This window comes from Truepera radiovictrix DSM 17093, from assembly GCF_000092425.1.
Lineage (GTDB): Bacteria > Deinococcota > Deinococci > Deinococcales > Trueperaceae > Truepera > Truepera radiovictrix.
The window spans coordinates 1,867,364-1,889,503 of the sequence record NC_014221.1 but is presented as its reverse complement, the minus strand read 5'-3'; the positions used below and the strand labels follow the sequence as shown (position 1 = coordinate 1,889,503).

The 22,140-nt window shown below is 70.9% G+C and carries 21 protein-coding genes and 1 pseudogene; 13 read left to right on the top strand and 9 right to left on the bottom strand.

Annotation, left to right across the window (positions count from 1 at the left end):
- From TRAD_RS08690 to TRAD_RS08680, 3 genes are all read right to left on the bottom strand, one after another.
- Entirely contained in the window at window positions 1–456 is a 456-nt protein-coding gene (locus tag TRAD_RS08690) for a GNAT family N-acetyltransferase (RefSeq protein ID WP_013178238.1), read from the bottom strand.
- A complete protein-coding gene (locus TRAD_RS08685) occupies window positions 456–1,748 on the bottom strand; it encodes an argininosuccinate synthase (RefSeq protein ID WP_013178237.1) in 1,293 nt (430 codons plus the stop codon). The genes TRAD_RS08690 and TRAD_RS08685 overlap by 1 nt, the downstream gene beginning before the upstream one ends.
- Window positions 1,749–1,983: 235 nt before the next feature.
- Entirely contained in the window at window positions 1,984–2,862 is an 879-nt protein-coding gene (locus TRAD_RS08680) for a DMT family transporter (RefSeq protein ID WP_013178236.1), read from the bottom strand.
- A gap of 248 nt (window positions 2,863–3,110) precedes the next feature.
- On the opposite strand from TRAD_RS08680, the gene TRAD_RS08675 reads away from it, so the two are divergent.
- The 7 genes and pseudogenes from TRAD_RS08675 to TRAD_RS08645 all read left to right on the top strand — a co-directional run bounded on the left by TRAD_RS08675 (window position 3,111) and on the right by TRAD_RS08645 (window position 7,035).
- Window positions 3,111–3,401 (top strand): MrpF/PhaF family protein, encoded by a 291-nt coding sequence (locus tag TRAD_RS08675; RefSeq protein ID WP_013178235.1) that lies wholly within the window; start codon window positions 3,111–3,113, stop codon window positions 3,399–3,401.
- Window positions 3,398–3,673: pseudogene (gene mnhG, locus TRAD_RS08670) on the top strand (monovalent cation/H(+) antiporter subunit G); the annotation flags it as partial. The gene TRAD_RS08675 and the pseudogene mnhG, both read left to right, overlap by 4 nt.
- Before the next feature lie 118 nt (window positions 3,674–3,791).
- Entirely contained in the window at window positions 3,792–4,067 is a 276-nt protein-coding gene (locus TRAD_RS08665) for a Na(+)/H(+) antiporter subunit B (protein ID WP_013178233.1), read from the top strand.
- Window positions 4,064–4,780 carry a Na(+)/H(+) antiporter subunit B gene (locus TRAD_RS08660; protein ID WP_013178232.1) on the top strand — a complete coding sequence of 239 codons (717 nt, stop codon included), beginning with the start codon at window positions 4,064–4,066 and terminating at the stop codon, window positions 4,778–4,780. Before TRAD_RS08665 ends, TRAD_RS08660 begins: the two co-directional genes overlap by 4 nt.
- On the top strand, window positions 4,777–5,082 hold the full coding sequence (locus TRAD_RS08655; RefSeq protein WP_013178231.1) for a sodium:proton antiporter: 306 nt from the start codon (window positions 4,777–4,779) through the stop codon (window positions 5,080–5,082). Before TRAD_RS08660 ends, TRAD_RS08655 begins: the two co-directional genes overlap by 4 nt.
- A 1-nt stretch (window position 5,083) precedes the next feature.
- Window positions 5,084–6,532, top strand: a complete 1,449-nt coding sequence (locus TRAD_RS08650; protein ID WP_013178230.1) for a complex I subunit 5 family protein — start codon at window positions 5,084–5,086, stop codon at window positions 6,530–6,532.
- Entirely contained in the window at window positions 6,529–7,035 is a 507-nt protein-coding gene (locus tag TRAD_RS08645; RefSeq protein WP_013178229.1) for a Na+/H+ antiporter subunit E, read from the top strand. The genes TRAD_RS08650 and TRAD_RS08645 overlap by 4 nt, the downstream gene beginning before the upstream one ends.
- A 173-nt stretch (window positions 7,036–7,208) precedes the next feature.
- On the opposite strand, the gene TRAD_RS08640 is transcribed toward TRAD_RS08645, so the two are convergent.
- Window positions 7,209–7,496: a DUF427 domain-containing protein gene (locus tag TRAD_RS08640; RefSeq protein WP_013178228.1), complete on the bottom strand. Its 288-nt coding sequence runs from the start codon at window positions 7,494–7,496 to the stop codon at window positions 7,209–7,211.
- 84 nt (window positions 7,497–7,580) lie between these two features.
- Complete coding sequence (locus tag TRAD_RS08635) at window positions 7,581–10,088, bottom strand: hypothetical protein (protein ID WP_013178227.1); 2,508 nt, start codon at window positions 10,086–10,088, stop codon at window positions 7,581–7,583.
- A gap of 177 nt (window positions 10,089–10,265) precedes the next feature.
- On the opposite strand from TRAD_RS08635, the gene TRAD_RS08630 reads away from it, so the two are divergent.
- The 3 genes from TRAD_RS08630 (at window position 10,266) to TRAD_RS08620 (ending at window position 14,324) form a co-directional block, all read left to right on the top strand.
- Window positions 10,266–10,961, top strand: a complete 696-nt coding sequence (locus TRAD_RS08630) for a hypothetical protein (RefSeq protein ID WP_013178226.1) — start codon at window positions 10,266–10,268, stop codon at window positions 10,959–10,961.
- A gap of 6 nt (window positions 10,962–10,967) precedes the next feature.
- Window positions 10,968–11,726 carry a metallophosphoesterase gene (locus TRAD_RS08625; RefSeq protein WP_013178225.1) on the top strand — a complete coding sequence of 253 codons (759 nt, stop codon included), beginning with the start codon at window positions 10,968–10,970 and terminating at the stop codon, window positions 11,724–11,726.
- A 135-nt stretch (window positions 11,727–11,861) separates the two neighbouring features.
- Window positions 11,862–14,324 (top strand): glycoside hydrolase family 31 protein, encoded by a 2,463-nt coding sequence (locus TRAD_RS08620; protein WP_013178224.1) that lies wholly within the window; start codon window positions 11,862–11,864, stop codon window positions 14,322–14,324.
- A 69-nt stretch (window positions 14,325–14,393) separates the two neighbouring features.
- Here TRAD_RS08620 and TRAD_RS08615 read toward each other — a convergent pair whose 3' ends face one another.
- Complete coding sequence (locus tag TRAD_RS08615) at window positions 14,394–15,296, bottom strand: ABC transporter permease (RefSeq protein WP_013178223.1); 903 nt, start codon at window positions 15,294–15,296, stop codon at window positions 14,394–14,396.
- Window positions 15,293–16,312 (bottom strand): ATP-binding cassette domain-containing protein, encoded by a 1,020-nt coding sequence (locus TRAD_RS08610; protein WP_013178222.1) that lies wholly within the window; start codon window positions 16,310–16,312, stop codon window positions 15,293–15,295. Before TRAD_RS08610 ends, TRAD_RS08615 begins: the two co-directional genes overlap by 4 nt.
- Window positions 16,313–16,473: 161 nt before the next feature.
- On the opposite strand from TRAD_RS08610, the gene TRAD_RS08605 reads away from it, so the two are divergent.
- The 3 genes from TRAD_RS08605 to TRAD_RS08595 all read left to right on the top strand — a co-directional run bounded on the left by TRAD_RS08605 (window position 16,474) and on the right by TRAD_RS08595 (window position 20,238).
- Entirely contained in the window at window positions 16,474–17,388 is a 915-nt protein-coding gene (locus TRAD_RS08605; RefSeq protein ID WP_013178221.1) for an ABC transporter substrate-binding protein, read from the top strand.
- A gap of 75 nt (window positions 17,389–17,463) precedes the next feature.
- Window positions 17,464–18,429: an ABC transporter substrate-binding protein gene (locus TRAD_RS08600; protein ID WP_013178220.1), complete on the top strand. Its 966-nt coding sequence runs from the start codon at window positions 17,464–17,466 to the stop codon at window positions 18,427–18,429.
- A gap of 99 nt (window positions 18,430–18,528) precedes the next feature.
- The gene (locus tag TRAD_RS08595; RefSeq protein WP_013178219.1) at window positions 18,529–20,238 is read left to right on the top strand and encodes an ABC transporter permease; all 1,710 of its coding nucleotides are present in this window, start codon (window positions 18,529–18,531) and stop codon (window positions 20,236–20,238) included.
- A gap of 59 nt (window positions 20,239–20,297) precedes the next feature.
- Here TRAD_RS08595 and TRAD_RS08590 read toward each other — a convergent pair whose 3' ends face one another.
- The gene (locus TRAD_RS08590; RefSeq protein WP_013178218.1) at window positions 20,298–21,278 is read right to left on the bottom strand and encodes an MBL fold metallo-hydrolase; all 981 of its coding nucleotides are present in this window, start codon (window positions 21,276–21,278) and stop codon (window positions 20,298–20,300) included.
- Window positions 21,275–22,033, bottom strand: coding sequence for a fumarylacetoacetate hydrolase family protein (locus TRAD_RS08585; protein WP_013178217.1), 759 nt, complete (start codon window positions 22,031–22,033; stop codon window positions 21,275–21,277). The genes TRAD_RS08590 and TRAD_RS08585 overlap by 4 nt, the downstream gene beginning before the upstream one ends.
- Between the last annotated feature and the right edge of the window lie 107 nt (window positions 22,034–22,140).

Genomic DNA, 22,140 nt, shown 5'->3' with positions numbered 1-22,140 from the left:
TCATCCCTGCCGCTGCCACACCCCCCCGACGCGTTTGCAGAGCGTCAGGGGGTCCTCCGGACGGCACGGGCGGTAGCCCATGCGCGTGTAGTAGGGCAGGAGCTCGCGCTGCGCGTCGCTCAGCGTGAGCCGCAGCTCGGGGACGCTGTGTTGGATGGCGAGGGCTTCGAGCCGCGTCATCAGCCAGCGCCCGAAACCCTGGGCGCGGTACGCGGGGAGCGTGGCGAGCCGCCCGACCTCCCAGCCGTAGGGCGCTTCGCGCCAGCGCAGCGCGCAGACGACGGTGTCACCTGCGGCAAAGAGCAGCGCCCCGCCCCGCTCGAGCCAGCTCGCGACCGTCGCCTCGTCCTCCGTCTCGTCCTCCCAAGCGCTCCGGTAGAGCGCCGCCAACGCGCCGACATCAGCGTGCGTAGCGGCGCGCAGCTTCGCCGTGGGCGCTGAGGTGAGCGTGGCCATCATTCGGTGTACTGCGGGATCTTGAGGGGCGCGGCGGTGGTCTTCGCGGCGAGTTGGGCGGCGATGCGCAGCCTCAGGGCGTTGAGTTTGATAAACCCGTCCGCGTCGGCCTGGTCGTACACCGCGTCCTCTTCAAAGGTGACCACGTCTTGGCGGTAGAACGAGTTGGGCGACTTGCGGCCGGTGATGGTGACGCTGCCCTTGTAGAGCTCTAAGCGCGCGGTGCCCGTCACCGGCTTCTGGATCTCGTCGATGAACCCCTGCAGCGCCACGCGCTCCGGCGCGAACCAAAAACCGTTGTAGACCATCCCCGCGTACTTGGGCATGAGTTCGTCGCGCAGCTGCATCACCTGGCGGTCTAGGGTCAGCGACTCGACCGCCCGGTGCGCGTGAAAGAGCAGCGTGCCCCCCGGCGTCTCGTAGCAGCCGCGCGACTTCATCCCGACAAAGCGGTTCTCCACGATGTCGACGCGGCCGACGCCGTGTTTGCCGCCCAAGTCGTTCGCTCGGCGTAAGAGCGCCACGGGGTCCAAGCGCTCGCCGTTGATCGCCACCGGGTCGCCCGCCTCGAAGGTCACCTCGACCGTCTCGGGGGTGTCCGGCGCCGCGATCGGGTCGGTCGTGAGGCGCCACATGTCCTTGGGCGGGGCGGCCCAGGGGTCCTCCAAGATGCCCCCCTCGTAGGAGATGTGGTAGAGGTTGGCGTCCACCGAGTAGGGTTTTTCCTTCGTGACGCCCACCGGGATGCCCCGCTCGCGGGCGTAGCGCACGCAGTCCTCGCGGCCCCGTAGGGTCCACTCGCGCCACGGCGCGATCACCGTGATGTCGGGTTTGAGCGCGTACGCCGAGAGCTCGAAGCGGACCTGGTCGTTGCCCTTACCCGTGGCGCCGTGGGCGACCGCGTCCGCGCCCTCGGCCTCGGCGATCTCGACCATCTTTTTGGCGATGAGGGGGCGCGCGAACGAGGTGCCGAGCAGATAGTAGCCCTCGTAGAGGGCGCCCGAGCGCAGCACCGGAAAGACAAAGTCTTGGACGAACTCGCGCTGCAGGTCGACCGCATAAGCTTGCACGGCGCCCGTTCGGAGGGCCTTCTCCTTCGCCTCGGCGACCTCTTCGCCCTGGCCGATGTCGGCGGTGAAGGCGACGACCTCCGCGCCGTAGACCTCGCGAAGCCACGCCAAGATGACCGAGGTGTCCAGGCCGCCGGAGTAGGCGAGCACGACCTTTTGGGCTTTTTTGATGGGGGTGGCGGCGCGATTTCGTGCGCCGTGAGCTGCCTGTTGCGCTGACATGGGGCTCCTTAAGTGGGTCGGGTGTGGTTTGCGGGCGGGGGAGCGGGGCACGACAACAGCAAAAAACCCTCACCCGAAAGGGCGCGCGACGGCCTCCGCTCCTCTGGAGCGGTCGCTAACGTCGGACGCGGCGGGTAGGGTTCGGCATGGCGGTGTCGTGGTGTGCTCGCGCCCCTCTATACAAATGCAGCGCGGGCAATAACCTTGCAGACTCTAACACGCGCTCCGCCCAGGGTCAAGCGAGGTCCCCGGGTTGGGGGCTGCGGGCGGCGCGAGCCGGCAAGCTCGCGAGCACCGCCGCGCCGAGGATCGCCGCACCCCCCAAGAGACCCCACGCGCCCAAGCGCTCCCCGAAGAGCAGGGCGGCCAAGAGCGCGGCGACGACGGGTTCGACGCTGGCGACCAGGACCGCCCTCGAGGCTTCGACCCGTTTGAGGCCGGTGTAGTAGAGCCCGTACGCGGCGTAGGTCGAGACGGCCGCGAGGAGCAGCAAGAGCCCCCAAACGCTCGGGGTTTTGGGGGCGAAGGTCACCAAGGGCAGCAGCCCGAGCGCGCCGATGGGCAAGACGACGGCGTAGATCGTCACGGGCGCGTAGCGCGCGAGCACCCACTTGCCGAAGATGTAGTACGAGGCGTAGGCGAGCGCCGCGACAAGCCCCCAGAAGAGCGACGCTGGCCCCACCCGCACCCCCTCGCCGCCCCCTTGGGACACGAGCGCGACGCCGACGAGCGTCAGCGCCAAGAGCCCGAGTTTGCTAAGGGTGAGCGCCTCGCCGAGGAGCGCCCACGCCGCGAGGGCGACGAAGGCAGGGGCGCTGTAGAGGAGGAGCGAGGCCAGGCTCACGCCGCCGGTTTGCACCGCCAGGGTGTACGCGGCGTAAAAGAGCGTCACGCCGACCCCCGCGAAGGCCGCTAGCGCCCCGAAGTCGCGCGCCCCGGCGAGCTTGAGCTGCCCGGTCAGGCGGGCGTGCGCGGCGAAGAGCGCCCCGGCGAGCGCCGCTCGCCAGAAGGCGATCTCGAGCGCCCCGACCCCGGCGTCTAGAATGCCCTGTGAAAACACGCCGATGAGCCCCCACAGGACGGCTGCGGCGAAGACGAGTAGGTAACCGTTCACCCTCGCAGCTTACTGCGCGTTTTACCGTGCGTTGCAAAGCGCGTGGGCACGCCGCTTGGGGGGCGGGCGGGGTAGACTGACGACAAACGTGTTACCGGGCCGGGGTGCCCGGGCGGGTTCGACATCCCGTGACGCATCAGCGGTTAGGGCCAAGCGGCGGCTATGGGGGGCAGCCGATTGTGGGCCCTAGGTTTTTATAAGGAGGCTTCTATGCTCATCGACGTTAGCGTCAGAGGTGGTGCGCGGCTGTGACGACCTTCTTTTTGGTGGTTGCGCTTTTGCTCTTCGGCGACATCTTGATCGGACTGCTGCGGGTGCTCCACGGCCCCTCGGCGATCGACCGGATGCTAGCGGCGCAGCTCTTCGGCACGGCGGGCGTCGCCATCTTGCTGCTCTTGGCGGAGGTGGCCTCGAGCCCGCCCTTGCGCAACGTCGCGCTCGTCTTTGCGCTTCTAGCGGTGCTCGCGGTCACGGCCTTTGTCAAGCACGCGCGCACGCTGCCGGCGGCGCAGAGCGGCACCTCGGGGGGGACGCTGTGAGCGCGCTCGACGCCGCCGCCGCCGTGTGCGTGGCGCTGGGCGCGGGGTTTTTCTGGACGGGCACCCTGGGGTTGCTGCGCTTTCCCGACGCCTACAGCCGCCTGCACGCGCTCACCAAAGCGGACACGCTGGGACTGGGACTGATCGTTCTGGGGCTATGTTTGCGCGCGCCGACGCTGGCGCTCGTTTTCAAGCTCATCTTTATCTGGCTGCTGTCGCTCCTCGCCGGGGCGACCAACAGCTACCTCATCGCGCAGAGCGCGCGGCGGCGTGAGGCGGCCCTCCGCGAGGGGGCGCCCTATGTTGGCACGCCCCACGGTGGCGCGCCCTACAGCGGCACGTCCTACGGTGGCACGTCCTACAGCGGCACGCCTTACGGTGAGGCGCCCCATGGTTGAGTGGGTGTTCGACGTCCTCATCGTCGTGGGGCTGTTGATGCTGGCCTGGGGGGCGCTGCGGGGGCGCGAGCTCTTTACGGCGGTCGTGCTCTTTATCGCCTACGGGCTCGTGATGGCGCTCGCCTGGGTGCGTTTGGGGGCGCCCGACATCGCCCTCGCGGAGGCCGCCGTCGGGGCGGGGCTGACGGGCGTGCTGCTCCTCGATGCGGCGGCGCAGCTCGGCCGCGACGCGCACGCTGAGCCGCGACGAAAGGCGCCGCGCCGGTGAGCTGGGCGCGGTGGCCGAAGCTGGCGCTCGCCGCTGGGGTCGGCGCGGCGCTGCTGGCGGCGATGGCTGAGCTGCCCGTGGAGGCGGCCGGGTTGCGCGACGAGGTGCTGCGCCACCTGGCCGCGAGCGGCGTGGAGCACCCGGTGACGGCGGTGCTGATGAACTTCCGGGGGTACGACACCTGGCTCGAGGTGGTGGTCTTGCTGCTCGCCGCGCTCGCCGCGCTCGCGCTCGGGCGCTCGCGCGACCTGCGCGCGCTGCCCCGCGAGGCCCCCGCGAGCGCCCCCTTGGCGCTCACGGTGCGCCTGCTCGTCCCGGTGATGATCATCGTGGGCGGCTACTTGCTGTGGCTCGGCAAGGCGGCGCCGGGGGGGGCGTTTCAGGCGGGGGTCGTCTTGGGGGCGGCGGGGCTTTTGCTGCAGCTCTCCGGCCTCACGGCCCTAAGGGGGCTAAACCGCGCGGCGCTCTACGCGTGGCTGCTTTTGGGGCCCGCCGCTTTTGCCCTTTTCGGGACGCTGCGCCTCGCGCAGGGTGCAGCGCTCCTCAGCTTTCCGGCGCAGGGGACGGCGACCTTTATCCTGCTGCTCGAGACGCTGCTGGCCTTTTCGGTCGGGGGGACGCTGATGCTCTTGGTGGTCGCGGCGCGGCCGCCGATCAAGCGCGTGTTGGTCGTGCGCGCGCCGCGGCGGGCCGAAGCGGAGGGGGAGGCGTGACGCCCCTGACGCTCTACCTCGCGGCGAGCGCGCTGCTCTTTGCCGGCGGGCTCTACACCCTGCTCAGCCAGCCGCACCTGCTGCGCAAGGTGCTCGCTCTGAATGTCATGGGGAGCGCGGTGTTCTTGTTTCTGGTGAGCGAAGCGCGCCGCGCGCCGCAGGGGCTGCCCGACCCCGTGGCGCACGCGCTGGTGCTGACCGGGATCGTGGTCGCGGTCAGCGCGACGGCCTTTGCGCTCGCCCTGGTGCGGCGCCTGCACGCCCAGACCGGCCGCACCGAGCTGCCCGAGGACCGGGACTAAGGTGACGCCACCTTCTCCGCTCGCCCTCGGGGTGCTCGTGCCGGTCGTGGCGGGGCTGCTCGCCGCGGCGTTCGGGCGCCGCGGCGCGTCGGTCATCGGGCTCTTGGGGGCAGCAGGTGTGCTCGCTACCGCGCTCGCGCTCGCGCAGCGCGTGCTGCAAGGGGGGGTGCAGCGCTACGCGGTCTCCGGTTGGGCCGCCCCCCTCGGTATCGAGCTGCGCGCCGACGGCCTCAGCGCCGCGATGCTGCTCCTTAACGCGGTCGTCGGGACTGCCGTGAGCCTCTACGCGCTCCTTTACTGGTCGCACCGGGGCTCGGCTGGGGGGGCGCGGGGGTGGCTCGAGGCCGACAGCTTCTGGCCGCTCTGGCTCCTGCTCTGGGGGGCGATGAACGCCCTTTACCTCTCCGCCGACCTCTTCAACCTCTACGTCACGCTCGAGCTGATGACGCTCGCCGCGGTGGGGCTCGTGATCCTAACGGGCAGCGCGGTGTCGCTCGCGGCGGGGATGCGCTACCTGCTCATGGCGCTCACCGGGTCGCTTTTCTACCTCTTTGGCGTCGCGCTCCTGTACGCCCGCTACGGCACCCTCGCCATGGAGGCGCTGCCGCCCCTGCTGGTGCCGGGCGCCGCGACGTGGGTGGCGCTCGCGCTGATGACGGTCGGGTTGCTCGTCAAGGCGGCGCTCTGGCCCTTTCACGTCTGGCTACCCCCCGCGCACGCGAGCGCCGCGGCGCCCGTGAGCGCGCTTCTGTCGGCGCTCGTCGTCAAAGCGCCCTTCTACCTCGTGCTGCGGCTCTGGTTCGGGGTCTTCCCTGAGCACCTGCCCGCGCTGGCGTGGCAGGTGCTCGGCGCTCTGGGGGCGGTGGCGATCCTCTGGGGGTCGCTGAGGGCCATTCGCCAGACCCAGCTCAAACGGCTTATCGCCTACTCGACGGTGGCGCAGCTCGGCTACCTCTTTTTGGGCTTCCCCTTGGGGGCCCCCACGGCGGGGCTGATGCACGTGCTCGCCCACGCGCTCGCCAAAGCGGCGCTCTTTATGGTGGCCGGCGCGCTGACGCTGCTGCGCGGCGGTACGACGCTGGCCGAACTGGCGGGCGCGGCGCGGCAGCGGCCGCTCTCGGCGCTCGCGCTGCTGCTCGGCATCTGGACGCTGCTCGGCTTGCCGCCGAGCGCCGGCTACCTCTCCAAGGAGCTGCTCTTAGCGGCGGCGCTCGCCAGCGACCAGGCGTGGTGGGGGTGGGTGCTCCGCGCCGGGTCGCTCTTAGCGGCGGTCTACTTGGCCCTGGCGCTGCGGCCGCTCGTCGGGCGGCGCGCGGGCGGGGGGGGGCGACCGACGGGGCGCGTGCCGAAGCGCCTGGAGCTGATCCCGCTGGGGCTCGCGCTCCTCGCCGCCCTCTTCGGGACGCTGCCCTACGGTGCGCTGCTGCGCTTTTTTGAGGTGCGCGGATGACGTGGCGCCTTTTGAGGGCGGCGCCGCTGCGTCTAGGCGGCTTCGTCTTTCTCTGGTGGGTGCTGAGCGAAGGGGCGCTCGAGGACCTCCCCCTCGTGCTGCTGTTTGCGCTCCTCGCGACCGCCGCGAGCCTCCTGCTCCTCCCCCCGGCGCTGGGTTACGGCCGGCTGCGGCCCCTCGGGGTGCTGCAGTTTATCCCCTTTTTCCTGTGGGGGTCGCTCGTGAGCGGTCTCGACGTGGCGCGCCACGCCCTCAGCCCCAAGATGTCGGTGACGCCGGGGTTTCTTACCCTGGAGCTGCGGCTACGCACCCAAGTCGCGCGCATCGCGTTCGTCTGGGCGGCGAACCTCATCCCGGGAACGGCGGGGGTGGAGCTTGTCGCGGACCGCTTGGTGCTGCATCTGCTCGACCGCGGCCAAGACACCGAGGTGAGCGAGCGGGATCTGCGCCGCCTCGAGGCGCGCGTCGCGCGCATGTTTAAAGAGGAGGCGTGGCTCGCATAGCCGGGCGTGCACAAGCTGGCTCTTGGGCTTTCGTGCGCTGCCCGACCCGTACGTGAGCGTCCAGAGAGGGTGTAGCCTGGCCCGTGAACCACGGGCCAGGCTACCGGCTACCAACCCCTTTTAGAACGCTCCACGCGGAAGCCGAGGGGACGATGCAACACAACCTAGCAAACCTATGCGACGCGGATCCCCTTGCTCGTGTCGAAGGCGAGGTGATTGGCGATTCTCTTAGCGGCCGCTTTGGGGTGCGGGTACGACCACGCCGCGTCGTCGACGCGCTCGCCCGCGACCGTGAGGTGAAAGTACTCGGCCTCGCCCTTCCAGGGACAGGTGTAGCGGGTCGCGCTGGGCTCAAGGAGCGCCATGGCGACCGCTTCACGCGGGAAGTAGTGGTTGCCCTCGACCACCTCGGTGTGCGCGCTCTCGGCGAGGGTGACGCCGCGAAACTCGGCTTTAGGCATGTGAGCCTCCTTTGGGGTGCGTTTAGAGCACCTTAACGCACCCTAGCGGGGGACACCGCGCCTCCCCTTACGCTCGCGGGGTGCTCACGCCTCCTTGACCACGACGCGCGGGGCGGCACGTTCGCGCATCCGCTGCCGGTACGAAGCCAGCTCTACAAAGAAGGCGACCGTGTTGACCAGGTAGATCGCGCCCAGCACCGCGTACCCCGCGTTCAGGCTGAGCCCGAGGCCGAAGGGCCAGCCGGCGCGCTGGGTGATGACGTCGAGGCCGACGAGCGCCCAGGGGAGGATGAGCAGCAGCCCCCACGCCTCGTCGGCGAGGCCGCTGCCGGGGATCAAGAGCGCGAGGACGTGGTAGAGGAGGGTGCGCGGCGCGTTGCGGGCGCTGCGGGGGCGCGGCACGAAGAGAAAAGCGATCGTCAGCAGCGTGAGCAGCAGCAAGAGCACCCTGAAAACGGTCCACAGCTCTTGGTTAAAGCCAAAAGGTGCGGGGTGCTGGAGCGTGCGCAAGGGGTTGGTGAAGGCTTCGGCGAGCGCGGCGCGCCAGGGCCCGGCGAGCGCGTTTTGAAAGTCCGTCTCGGTCGGCACCGCGAGGACCGGTTCGTCGGGGCGATAGCGCGCGTGGAAGGGGAAGGCCTCCGGCGCCTCACCGAGGTTGTAACGCGCCTCCAAGCTGCCGGGCTCGAGCTCGAGCGCCCGTTCAAAGAGGCCGGGATCACCCGTTAGAGCGCCCAGGTTGTTGAGCGCCGGGGGGAAAGCGCCGGCGGCCTCGTAGAGCGCCCGCGCCCCCTCGTCGCCGCCCATGTGCGCGGCGTACCCGCGGATAAAGGCCCCGCGCGGGCCGGTGAGCTCGGCGGCCGCCAGGTAGTCCTGCGCTTCGCGGCTCACGAGCGTCCCCGAGCGAACGGCGGTCGGCGGCGCCGCGGCGTTGCCGTACCAGTCCGCGAGCGCGGCGAGCGCCAGGACGGCCGCGAACATCACGACGAGCACCAGCTTTTCGGAGACCGTGTAGTAGCGCAGGGCGAAAAGGCGCGCGACGGGGGTGACGTACCCGCGCTGCGCGTGGATGCGTTTGAGGTCGTCGCTCTGCGGCCGCCAGTACTTGGCGATGAGCGTCAGGTGCAGCCCCAAGATCGCGACCAAGATGGCGAGGTCGGCGTACCACCCGACGCGGCCCAGGGCGCTCGCGATCCGGTCGAGCCCCCCCACGCTCCCGCTCGCGCGCGGGAGCGCGAGCGCGCGCCACTGCGCGACCTCCTCCGCGGGGGCGTCGGCGCCGAGCATCGCGGCGTAGCGCGAAAAGGCCTCGTTCGCTCCCGGCACGTTGGGGGCGGCGAGCGCCAGGTAGGGCGCCCAAAAGGCCGCGCTCGCCGCGTCGCCGGCGTCGAGGGCGCGCCGCAGCGGCGTCAGGGGGAAGTTGTAGACCGCCTCGAGCGCCGGGTCGGTAAGCAGGCGCGGGTCGTAGCCGCGCGCGGCGAAGTCGGCGAGGGCGGCGTCGAGAGCGGTTTCGGCGAGGTCGGTGTGGCCGTTTTCCTCCAACGCCTGGGCGAGCCCGGCGAGGTCGTAAAAGGTCGCGCCCGCCTCGACACCCTGTCTCAAGAGCTCGCGCGCCGCCTCCTGGTTCGCCTCCTCCAGACCGACCGCGAGGTAGAGCCAAGGGTTGGTGGGGTCGCGCTCGAGCCGGGCGGCGGGGTCGGGGACCTGCGCTTCGGCGCGGAGGTAGCCGAACATCTCCGGTTCGAGCCCGAAGTGGACCGCCTCCTGCAGGGCGCCGTCTCGCAGCAAAAAGCGCTCGGTCGGCCCCGACGCGTGGCGCACGGTGGCGGCGACCGTCTCGGCGTCGAGCGCTTCGACGCGCTCGAGGGGCCCCGAAAGGGGCCAGCGCCGCTGCACCACGCCGCTCTGCGGGTCGAGCTCGAGCAAGCTGTTGCCGTGCCCTAGGTAGAGGCGGTCGTCGGTGAGGAGCGGTTCGGTCGTGCTGCCGCTGCCCGCGGGGAACTCGAGGCGCCAGAGCGTCCGGTTGCCGGCGCGCGCCTCGACCCCGCCCCCCCGCAGCGCGACGTCGAGCGCTCCGGTGGCGCCCGCCTCGGTGGGCTCGGCGCCCTCGGGCGTGGCGTCCGGAGCGCCGTCGTCGGTGGGCTCGGCGCCCGTAGCGCCATCCGCACCGTCTAAAGGCGTCGGGGGCGTCGGCGTTGGAGCGCCCGCGTCGGGGGCCTCAGGCGTCTGGGGGGCGTCGGTGGGGGCTTCCTCAGGAGCCCCCCCTTGACCCGTCGCACCCTGCGCCTCGGGAGCGTTTTCGGCGGGCCCTCGGGCCGCCCCCTCTGGGTCCGTCGTGCCCGGCTCCGTGGCATTTTGCTGGCCTTCGTTCGGTTGCGCCGCGTCCGGTTGGGGGTCGTCTGGTGGGGGCTCGGCTGGCTCGAGCAGGGTGAGCGGGCTGCCGAAAGGGGGTTGGAGGGTGGCGGTCGCGACCTCCGCGAACGCTAGCGGGGCGGCGACGGAGAGCCAGAAGCAGGCAACGGCCAACCGAGCCCACCCGGGGCGCTTGGCGCGCGCCGGCGTGCTGCGGCTCGGTGCGGGTCGGTCACTCAACATGGGATGCCTTCCGGAGAGAAAGAGGGCGTAGCGCACATCAGCGTATTATATGCGGCCCAGCGGTGGCTTTTTTCTGAGCCTCGAAAGCCCACCGGCCGCCTCGCGCGCAGCACCCGGGCCCTCGAAAAGCGACAAATGGCCTACGGGCGCGCACCGCGAGGCGCTATACTCAGCTCCGTGAACCCTGCTGAAGCTCTCGAAAGGCTCGCCGCCCCCTTTCCGCTGCAGGCGCTCGAGTGGCGCGTGGTGCGCCTGTCGCCCGACCGGCTGAGCGCGCAGGTGCGGCCGCAGCTACGGTTGGGGGCGGTGCGGGAGCGGCTCGACGCGGTGTTCGGGGCGGCGGGTTGGTCGAACGCCTTTGCGGGTGTCGGGGAGGGGGCGATCGCCTGCACGCTGAGCTGCCAAGTCGCGGGTTGGACGCTGCACCGTTCGGCGGTCGCCGCGCGCGCGCCGCAGGGGGACCCGGAGAGCACCGCCGAGAGCGCCTTCGTCTACGCCGCCGAGGCGCTCGGGATGCGCCCACCCGTGTCGCCCGCGCACCGCCCGTGGGTCGACTACAACCCCGAAGCGGGCGAGATCCTCTTTGAACCGGACCTCGCTACCTTGAGCGACGCGAGCGAGGCGTCCGCAGCCCCCGCCCCCCCGCGGGCGGATGCGCCGAGGGTGCCGGAGGCGCCGCGCGAAAAACCCGCCGGCCAAAGGGCCATCGACCGGTTGATCGACCGCTTGAGGGCGGAAGGGAAGGGCCGCGCGGTCGCCGAGCTCGTGGTGCGCTACGGCGGTTACGGCAACGACCCGGCGACCGCCAGGGAGTTCTACGCGCAGCTCCGCAGCCTCCTGCTCGACCGCTCCAACCCGGACGAGGCGGCGTAAGCGGGGATGGCGTCGCCCCTGCGCATCGTGGCTCTGGGGGACGTTCACGGTCAGTGGGCTAGGGTCTGGGCGGCGCTGCGCGCTGCTGGCGCCGCCGACGCGACCTGCGAGCCCACGCCGGCGGTGCGCCGAGGGGGTCTGCAGGTCGTGCTGAGCGGCGACTTGGTGCACTACAAGGACGCCGAGAGCTACGCCCTGGCGGCGGGGACCGAGCGCTTCGACGCGTCCGACCCCAAGCACTTAAGGCGCGCGGCCCGCACGCAGATCCGCGAACTGCACCGCTTCAAAGCCTACGCCGAGCGCTCCGCGGGGCACGTCCGCGTCATCTTGGGCAACCACGACGAGGCGGTCATCACGGGGCGCTACGTGCTCGGTACGCGCGGCGGCCTCGAGCACCGCGAGTTCTGTCCCGAGGTGGGCGGGTTGCCGCTGCCGGACGAATTAGCCGCCTGGTTCGCGACTTTCCCCCGCACCCTCGCGCTCGCCGACGTGCACTTCGCGCACGCCGGGCCGCTCCCGGGGATGAGCCACTACGACGACTTTTTCTACGGCGACCCCGACACCAAGCGCTGGTGGCGCGACAAACCCGAGCTGGCCCGCCAGACGGGCCACCGCTTCGGCGTCTACGGGCACACGGTGATGCCCAAGGGGGTGCACGTCGACCGAGAGCACGGCTTTGCGATGGTGGACGCGCTCGCTGCGCGCGAGTTTCTGGTGCTCGAGGTCACCGGGGGGACCCTCGAGCCCAACGTGGTTCGGTTTTAGCCGCCCGTGCAGCGCCGACCGCTAGGCCTCCGACAGGGGCACCCACACGTACCCGCCGAGGTCGACGCGTCCGGCCCTCTGCGCGGCGCGTCCCCCGAGTGTGACACGCTCGGGCGGTGTGATAGCGTCGCCCTCATGGACACCCTCGAGTACAACATCCACACGGACGCGCTCACCCGGCCCGGTGCGCTCGAGTCCCACGAGGCATCGGGGCGCGTCTTTCGGGCGGCCTTCGGGCGCGGCCGCCTCGAGCTCCGCAGCGTCGCCGACGGCATTCTGCGGGTGCGCTTCACCCCGCAAGCGCGCTTCGCCCCGCGCCGCTCGTGGGCGGTCACGGAGCCCGACGACGCCTTTGAGGCGCCCGACTTCGCTGTCTCCGAGACGGCTGAGGGCTTTCGCTTGGCGCTGCCTTTCGTCACGGCCCACCTCGCCCGCGACGGCACCCTGAGCTTTGAAAAGGACGGCGCGCGCTTCGCCGAGGACGCCGCGCCGACCGGTTGGGCGGCGGCCAGCTTGGACGCCTCGACCATGCGGGTCCGCGAGGGCGACGCCTTGCCGGAGGGGCCCGCGAGCCTCGAGCTGCAGCTTTTCAAACGCCTCCTGCCGGACGAGTCGTACTACGGCTTCGGGCAGCGCACGGGGATGCTCGAGCGGCGCGGGCGGCTCTTTACCAACTGGACCTTCGACCCCGACTGGGGGCACGGGCGGCACCAATCGAACCTCTACCAGGCGCACCCCGCTTTCGTGGCGGTGCGCCGCGGCCTCGCCTGGGGGATGTTCGTCAACGTCACCTACTACAGCCAGTTCGACGTGGGCTACACCGATTGGGACACCCTGCGCGTGACGGTGCACGGCGGCGAGCTCGACTACTACCTCTTCACCGGCCCGACCCCGGCGGCGGTCGTCGAGCAGCTCACCCGCCTCACCGGCCGCCCGCTGCTGCCGCCCCTCTGGGCGCTGGGCTACCACCAGTCGCGCTGGGGGTACAAGACCGAGGGGGAGATGCGCGAGCTCGTGCGCGCCTTTCGCGAGCGCGACATCCCGCTCGACGTGCTGCACTTCGACATCGACTACATGCGCGGCTACCGCGACTTCACCTGGGACCCGGAGCGCTTCCCGGAGCCCAAAAAACTGCTGGACGACCTTAAACGTCAGGGCGTGCGGGCCGTCACCATCCTCGACCCCGGCGTCAAGGAGGACCTAGGGGCGGGCTACGCGGCCGCCGACGACGGGGTGGCCAAGGACGTCTTCATCAAAAACCCCGACGGTTCGCGCTTTACCGGCTACTGCTGGCCCGACGCGGCCCTGTTCCCCGACTTTACGCGCGAGGCGGTGCGCCGCTGGTGGGGCGATCAGCTTAAGGAGAGCCACGTTGACACCGGCGTGGCGGGCATCTGGACGGACATGAACGAACCGGCCATCTTCGACCGGCCCTTTAGCGAGGGGATCTCGCAGCAGGCGCCGATGCCGCTCGGCAACCCGCAGGGCGAGGCCGGGGAGAGGACGGTTCACGCGGAGGTGCATAACCTTTACGGGCACCTGATGTCGCGGGCGACCTATGAGGGCCTTAAACGCGGTCGCCCGGACGCGCGCCCCTGGGTGCTGACCCGGAGCGCCTTCGTCGGTACCCAGCGCTACGCCGCCTCGTGGATGGGCGACAACTCGTCGTGGTGGGAGCACCTCGAGATGAGCGTGGCGCAACTGGCCAGCATGAGCCTGTTGGGGGTGGCCTGGAGCGGGGTCGACATCGGCGGCTTTTTCGAGAACAGCAACCCCGAGCTCTACGCCCGTTGGATAGCGCTCGGCGCCCTCTACCCCTTTATGCGCACCCACACCTGCGCCGGCACCCGCGACCAGGAGCCCTGGTCGTTCGGGCCCGAGGTCGAGGCCGTGGCCCGGGACGCCATCCGGCTGCGCTACCGGCTGCTGCCGTACCTCTACACGCTGGCTTTCGAGGCGTTTGAACGCGGCGCGCCGCTCTTTCGGCCCCTGGTGTACGACTTTCCGGACGACGAGACGGCGCGGCACATCGGCGACCAGGCGATGGTGGGACCGCAGCTCCTGGTCGCCCCCGTGACCCGCCCCGGCGTGCGGCAGCGCGCCCTCTACCTCCCCGAGGGCGCCTGGTACGACTTCTGGACGGGGGCGCGCGTGCGCGCGGGGCACAGCGTCGTCGAGGCGCCCTTGGAGCGCCTGCCGGTGTTCGTGCGCGGCGGGTCGGTGCTGCCTTTGGGCAACGTCCGCGCTTCGACATCAGCGCCGCTGACGGAGCTGACGCTGCGCGTCTACGGCGCCGAGGGGGGCTTTACCCTCGTCGAGGACGCGGGCGACGGCTTCGGCTTCGAGCGCGGCGAGGTCGCCAGGACGCCCGTGCGCGTGAGCCCGCGCGGGGACACCTCGGGGGGCGTTCGCGTGACGCTCGGCGCGCGCGAGGGGGGCTTTACGCCGCACCCGCGGACGGTGGTGCTCGAGCGTCTCGCCCCCGACGCTCCGGAGCGGGTCACGCTGGACGGGCGCGAGGTCGCAGCGGAGGTGCGCGGCGGCGCCGTGCGGGTGCGCTTTGAGGACGACGGCAAGGAGCACGTGCTCGAGTTCTAGGAGGTGTGTGGCGGGTGGCTCGTAGCTCGTGGTCTACAGGCCACCCGCCACGCGCCACCTCCACGCCCCTTACGGCGCCTCCGGTTTGGTGCCGCGCCCCCCCCAAGCGCGCCGCGCCGACCGCCCGCTAAAGAGCTGCCCGCGAGGGTGTCGGCGGGGTTGGGTGAGGCGGTCGAGCACCACGGCCATGATAACGATCGCCAGCCCCGCCTCGAAACCGAGGGCGATGTCGAGCGTGTTCATACCGCGGATGACCTCCTGGCCGAGCCCGCCGGCGCCGATCAGCGCGGCGATCACCACCATCGAGAGCGAGAGCATGATCGACTGGTTGACCCCCGCGAGCAGCATGGGCCGCGCGGCGGGCAGCTCGACCTTGCGTAGCCGCTGCCAGCGCGTCCCCCCGAACGCCTCGGCGGCCTCGACGATGTCTTTAGGGACCTGCCGCAGCCCCAGGTTGGTGAGCCGCACGAGCGGCGGCAGAGCGAAGACGACCGTCGCGACGACCCCCGGCACCAACCCCAACCCGAAAAAGGTCACCGCCGGGATCAGGTAGACAAACGAGGGCATCGTCTGCATCGCGTCGAGCAGCGGGGTGAGCGCCCGCTGCGCGGCGTCGCTCAAAGCCATCAGGATTCCTAGCGGCACCCCGAGGAGCACCACGAGCGCTTCAGCAGCGAGCACCAGCGTCAGCGTCAGGATAAACGCGTCCCAGAGCCCCAGGTTGACGACCAAGAGGAGCGCGAGCGCGCACAGCAGGCTCGTCCGGAGGCCGCTCAAGCGCCAGAGCGCGGCGGCGACCGCGGCGATGAGCAGCCACGCGGGCGGGGCCGCGAGGAGCGCGCCGAGCCCGCCGACGAGGGCGTCGGCGCCGCTGCTAAAGGCGCCGAAGCTCGGGGCGAAGGTGCGCTCGAGGTAGCGCACCCCCACCTCCACCCACGCCCCGAGCGGCACTCTGGGCCAAGGGGCGCTCACGCGCCCCCCGCGAGCGCGAGCAGCACGTCGCGCTGCGTGATCACGCCGAGCGGCTGCCCGGCGTCGCCGACGACCGAGAGGACGCCGCCCGTCGCGGCCAAGCGGGCGACCTCCGAGAGGGGGGCGTCGGCGGCGACGGTGCGGGCTCCGGCGAGCGCGGCGCCGCCCACCGCCTCCGGAGGGGTCATGATGCTGCGCGCGCGCAGCACCGCCTGCCGGTCGGCCCCCGCGACGAAGTCGGCGACGTAGGCGTTGGCCGGTTTCGCCACGATCTCCTCGGGGCGGCCGATCTGCTGCACCCGCCCCTCCTTGAGGAGCGCGATGCGGTCGCCTAAGCGGAGCGCTTCGCTCAGGTCGTGGGTGACGAAGACGATGGTCTTGCGCACGCGCGCGCGCAGCCGCAGCAGCTCGCCCTGGAGTTCGCGGCGGGTGACGGGGTCGAGCGCGCTAAAGGGTTCGTCCATGAGCAGTACGTCGCCGTCCATGACGAGCGCGCGGGCGAGCCCGAGGCGCTGCTGCTGCCCGCCGGAGAGCGCGGCGGGCAGCGCCCGCTCGCGCTCTCCTAGGCCGACCAAAGCGAGCGCCTCGCGGGCGCGCTCTAGCCGCACCGGCCGCGGCACCCCCTGGAGCTCGAGACCGAACGCGACGTTCTCGAGCGCGCTGCGGTGGGGCAGCAGCGCAAACCCCTGAAAGACCATCCCGCAGAACACGCGGCGGCGCAAGCGCACGAGCTGCGTTCGGTTAAGCTGCCCGAGGTCGGTCCCCATCACCGTCACGCGCCCGGCGGTGGGGCGGTAGAGGCCGTTTAAAAGGCGCAGCAAGGTCGACTTGCCGGAGCCCGAGTGCCCCATCAGGACGAACGTCTCGCCCGGTTCGACGTGGAGCGAGACGCCTAGGACGCCGAGGTGCTCCCCCGGTTGCAGGCGCCCCGAGCTGTAGAAACGCCTGAGGGCCTGCGCGGGCCGCGGCGCGTAGAGCTTAGAGACCCCCTCTAAGACGATCGGCTTAGCCATCATGGCGCCGAGGGTATGGGTGCTGAGCCAGAAGACGACAAACCTGCACGGGCTAGCTTAACACGGCTGCGGCGTGCGGTTTGGTCTGCAGCTGCCTTAGCGCTGCACCGCCGCAACCGCCTTAACGCAAGGCTATACTGGCCTAGGAAGGAAGGCTGAAACCTATGAAACGCGCTGTGCTGGGCCTTTTGGCGGCCCTTTCTTGGACTTCAGGAGCGGCTCAGGAGGTCGCTTTCGGTTACGTCGAGTGGCCCGAAGCGGTGGTGAAAACCCACGTGGTCGCGAGCGTCGTCGAGGCGCTGGGTTACGAGACCACCATGCATTCGCTCAGCTTGCCGCTGGTGTTCCGGGGGGTCGCGACGGGCGACCTCGACGTGTTCGTCGAGGTCTGGCTGCCGAGCATGGAGAGCATGATCACGCCGTACCTCGAGGAGGGCACGGTGACGATGAGCGCCCGCAACCTAGAGGGCACGCTCTACCGCTCGGCGGTGCCGACGTACGTCTACGAGGCCGGCGTGACCTCGCTCGCCGACCTCGCCGCGCACGCGGGCGCCTTCGGGCGGCGCTACTACGGTATCGAACCCGGCAACGACGGCAACGAGATCATGCGCCGGGCGATCGAGACGGACACCTACGGGCTCTCGGGTTGGCAGCTCGTCGAGAGCTCCGAGCAGGGCATGCTGCAGATGGTCGAGCGCGCGACCTCGCGGGGCGACTGGATCGTCTTTTCGGGGTGGCGCCCCCACTGGATGAATAACGCTTTCGACATCGCCTACCTCGACGACCCCGAGGACATCTGGGGCGGCGAGGGGTTCGTGGCGACGGTCGCCAACACCCGCTTTCTGGAGGAGAACCCGAACCTGGCGCGCCTCTTGGCGCAGTTTCGCATCTCGCTCGAGGACCAAGGCGCGTGGATCGACGGCTACGGCCGGCAAAACCGCGACCCGGCGGAGGTCGCGCGGACGTGGCTCGAAGCGAACCTTCAGACCGTGACGCGCTGGGCCGAGGGGGTCACGACGGCGGCGGGCGAACCCGCAGCGGCGGCGCTCGAGGCGGCCTTTGCGGGGGAGGGCGACTAGCGGCCCTCGCGCGGCGGCGTCCCCGAGCTGACCGCACCCTGACGAAAGCGCCGTAGCCTCGCGGTGGGAGGAACCATGCGCTTACTCACCTTTGCTGTTGTGCTCTTCGCCGGCGCCGCGCTGGCGCAACCGAGCGGCACCTTGCGGCTCTACACCTCGCAACCCGACGAGGACGCCGCGCGGACCGTCGAGGCGTTTCGGGAGCGCTACCCCGACGTCGAGGTGCGCCTCTTTCGCTCCGGTACGGAGGAGGTCATCAGCCGCTTTCTGCTCGAGGCCGAGTCCGGCGCCCCCCAAGCCGACGTGCTCCTCGTCGCCGACGCGCCGACCTTCGAGCTGCTTAAAGCGCGCGACCTGCTCGCGCCCTACTGCTCGCCGGAAGCCGCGGCGATCGACGACGCTTTTTACGACCCCGACTGCACCTACTTCGGGACCAAGGTGCTCGCGACCGTGATCGCGTATAACCCCACCCTGGCCGAGCCGGTGACGTCGTGGGCCGAGCTCACGGAGGTGCCCGCGGGCCAGCTCATCATGCCGAGCCCGTCGTACTCGGGGGCGGCAGCCTACAACCTCGGGGTCTTCGTGCGAACCCCCGGCATCGGCTTCGCGTGGTACGAGGCGCTCGAGGAGAACGGCACCGTCCTGACGCAGGGCAACGGCGCGGTCGCCCGCAACGTCGCCTCGGGGGAAAACCCCTACGGCGTGGTGGTGGACTTTCTCGCCATCCGCGCCCGCGAGGAGGGGTCGCCGGTCGAGGTCGTCTACCCGGAGGAGGGGGTGCCGGTGATCACCGAGCCCGTCGGCATCGTCGCGGGCACGCCGAACCGCGAGGCGGCGGAGGCGTTCGTCGACTTTCTCCTCTCGCAACGGGGCCAGGAGGTGGCCGCCGAGATCGGTTACCAACCGCTGCGCCGCGACGTCGCGGCGCCCGCGGGCTTCCCGCCCCTCGGTGAGCTCGTGGTCTTGAGCGCCGACCCCGCCGAACTCGCCGAGACCCGCGACGCCGACAAGGAGCGCTTTCGCACCCTTTTCGGCGAGTGAGCGACCCGGGCGGCGCCAAAGGGTGCCGCCCGCTGTCTTCGCCTCGAAGCGCCCGTTAAGCCGCCGCCCCGTCTCAGCAGCGCCCCCTAAGGTCGCCCCATGCAACGCTCGCAACCTCTAACGTGCCGCCCCCGGCCGCCGCGCTTGCGGCACCCCCTGGTGCCCTACGTCGCCCTCGTCGGGGGCGTTTTGCTGCTCACGAACCTCTACCCGCTCGCGGAGCTCTTCTGGCGCGCCCTGTCGGTCGAGGGGCAGCTCTCGCTAGGGAACCTGCGTTGGCTCGGCTCCGAGCGGGTGCGGGGGGCGCTCGGGCACAGCCTGCTCGTCTCGAGCGGGGCGACCGCGCTCGCCGTCACGGGCGGTCTGCTGCTCGCGCTGCTGCTCACCACCGACTTGTGGGGGCGCCGCGCCGTGCAGCTGGCGTTTCTCACGCCGCTGGTGATCCCGCCGCAGGTGCTGGCGCTAGCGTGGCTGCAGTGGGCGGGGCCGGTCGGCTACCTGCAGGGGGGGGTGCGGAGCGCGTTGGGGCTCCAGGGCCGCCTTTGGAGCCTTCACGGTCCGGGTGGCGTCACCCTGCTCCTCGCGCTTTTCGTGTTGCCCGTCGCGCTCCTCACGCTTTCGGCTGGCCTTCGTGGGATCGGCCGCGACGCTCTGGAGGCGGCCGCTCTCGACGGCGCTTCGGCGCCGCAGCGTTGGCGCTTCGTCCTGCTGCCGCTGCTGCGCCCGCACCTCTCGGCGGCGACGCTGCTCTGTTTTTTGGGGGCGCTCGGCAACTTCGGGATCCCGGCGCTGCTGGCGATCCCCGCGCGCTACAGCACCCTGCCGACCTTGCTCTACCAGGAGGTGCTGGCGTTTTCAAGCGGCGGTTTGGGGCGCGCGGCGGCCCTGGCGCTGCTTTTTGGCCTCCCGGCGCTTATGGCGCTATGGCTTCAGGGGCGCGTGGTGGCGCGGAGCGAGACCCGCGCGCTGGGTGGCGAACGGGAGCTGCGGGCGACCCCGCTCGGTCGGTGGCGCCTGTTTGTTAGCGCCCTCCTGCTGCTGCTGACTTTGCTGCTCGTCGTGGGGCCGCTCGCGGCCATGACGGCGACCGCGCTCCTGCGCGCCTACGGGCTGCCGCTGGCGTGGGACAACCTGACGACCGATCACCTCCGTTTTATCTGGGAGCTCGACCGCGCGCGCCGCGCGGCGGTGCACAGCCTCGTGCTGAGCGCGGGGGCAGCCGTGATCGCCGCGTGCCTCGCGTTTCTCCTCGGCTACTTGCTGCAGCGGCTGCGGGGCCGCAGCGTCGTCGCGCTGCGCCTCGTCGTCGAGCTGCCCTACGCGCTGCCAGGGCTGATCTTCGCGCTCGCGCTGATTCTCGTCTGGCTCCCCTCACCGCTCCCCGGCGTCAGCCTCTACGGCACGCTTTGGCTTCTGCTCATCGCCTACGTGGGGCGCTTTTTGGCCTTTGCGCTGCAGCCCATCGGCGCCGCTTGGCGGCAGCTCGACCCCAGCTTGGAGGAGGCGGCGCGCGTCGACGGGGCGAGCTTGGGCCAGACCTTCCGCTTCGTGCTGGCGCCCCTGATGGCCCCGTCGCTCGTAGCGGCCGCGCTGCTCGTCTTTTTGCAGGCGTTTGCCGAGCTGACGCTCTCGGCCCTCCTCGCGGGCTCAGGGACCGAGACGCTCGGTTGGTTGGTGTTCGGGCTCGAGCAGGGCGGCTACACCAACCAAGCGGCGGCGCTCGGGGTGCTGCTCGTGGGCGCGCTCTTTCTCGTGACGGCCCTCGTCGCGCTGACGCGGCGCTGGGCGGCGCGGCGTTGGCTGCCGTAAACCTGACGGCCGGTGCGCCGCGTCAAACCCGGTGCCCCCACCACACCGTTACGCGACCCCTAGGAGAGCCGCTCCGGGTGCTTTTTCTGCCAGTAGCGCTTGAGGCCCATCACCGTCATCTCGTCGTTGCTGGTGACGCGGTGGCGCTCAATAGTGTCCGCCGACGCGCCGTCGGCGGCGAGGGCGTCGCGGCTCAGGCGGTTAATCCGCGCCGCTAAGGCCGCGTCGTCCTCGCCCGCGCGCATCCCTTCCAAAACGCTCTCGGACCACACCTGGTGCCAGTGCTCGAGCTCGCGAAAGTGTGCCTCCGGGTCGTCGACCCGCCCGAAGTGCGTCAAGAGGAGCGCCTGCGGGTGCAGCTGCCGCATCGCCTGGATCGAGCGCGACCAGCTCTCCAAATCCACCTCGGGCGGGGGGAGCGCGGGGCGCACCACCGACGAACCCGGCAGCCGCACGCCGGCGGCGTCGCCGGTAAAGAGGAGCGCCTTGTCGAGGAGGTAGCTCACGTGGTGCGAGGCGTGGCCGGGGGTGTAGAGGACGTCGAGGCGGTGCCCGAGGATCTCCAAGGGTTCGCCGTCGCGCACCGGCCGCAAGAGCCCCTGCGGAGTCCCCTCCATCACGCCCCAGAGCGCCTCCATCTGGTCGCCGTAGATGCGCGCGGCGCTCGCCAGGAGCCGCTCCGGCTCGAGGAGGTGCCCCGCGCCGTTTTCGTGGACGTACACCTCGGCGTCGAAGCGCCGCGCGAGCGCCCCGGCGGCGCCCGCGTGGTCGAGGTGGATGTGGGTGACGAGCACGGCGGCGAGCTTTTCGGGTTCAAACCCCGCCTCGCGGATCCCCGTCAACACGGTCTCCAAGGTCGACCCCGGCCCCGACTCGATGAGCGCGAAGGTGCCCCCCGGCCCCGGCAGCACGAACACCCCGACGGTGCCGTGGTAGCCCATGTGCTGGGTGTCGAGCAAAAAGACGCCGCCGAGCTCCTGCACGCGCGGCACGGTGACGGGGCGATGGTCTGCGGCGCCGCCTTCTCCTGGCGCTTTCATCGGTCTGCCTCCACGGTGTTGGTGAGGTCGCCGACGCCCTCGACGCGCACCGTGACCTCGTCGCCGACCTTTAGGGGCCCCACGCCGTCGGGGGTGCCGGTCAGCACGAGGTCGCCCGGCTCTAGGGTCATAAAGCTGCTGATATAGGCCAGGATCACCGGCACGCCGAAGATGAGGTCGCGCGTGTGGCCGTCTTGCTTCAGCTCGCCGTTGACGAGGGTCTGCACGCGCACGTCGTGGGGGTCTAGGTCGGTCTCGAGCCACGGCCCGACCGGGCAGAAGCCGTCGGCCGACTTGCCCCGCACCCACTGCAGGTCGCTGCGCTGCTTGTCGCGCGCGGTGACGTCAAGGGCGCAGGTGTAACCGAGAACGGCGTCTAGCGCCTCGCTCTCGCTCACGTTGCGCAGGCGCTGCCCGATGACGACGGCGAGCTCGCCTTCGTAGTGCAGCTCCTGGGTCCAGCTCGGGTAGACGATGGGGTCGCCGGGGTTGGAGAGCGCGCTCAGCCCCTTGAGAAAGAGCCCCGGCTCTTTGGGCAGGTCGTCGGCGCTGCCGCCCATCTCGGCGATGTGCTTGGCGTAGTTTTTGCCGACACAAACGATGTTTTTGGGTTCGCAGGGGGCGAGCAGCGTGACCTCGGAGAGCGTGGTCGCGCCGCCGCTGCGCTTGCCCCACATGTCGGTCGGGTAGACGGTGCCCCCCCTTAAGTCGCCCCAGCTCACGCCGTGTTGGTCTCGGTAGCGAATGCGTTTCAACGGTCACCTCGCCATCGCGTCTTGAAGGTGGTGGCGAACGCCCGGGCGCGGGAGCGTCGTTGTGCGTTCGCCCGTGCGGCCGGTAGCACGTCTCTTGGCTACCGGTA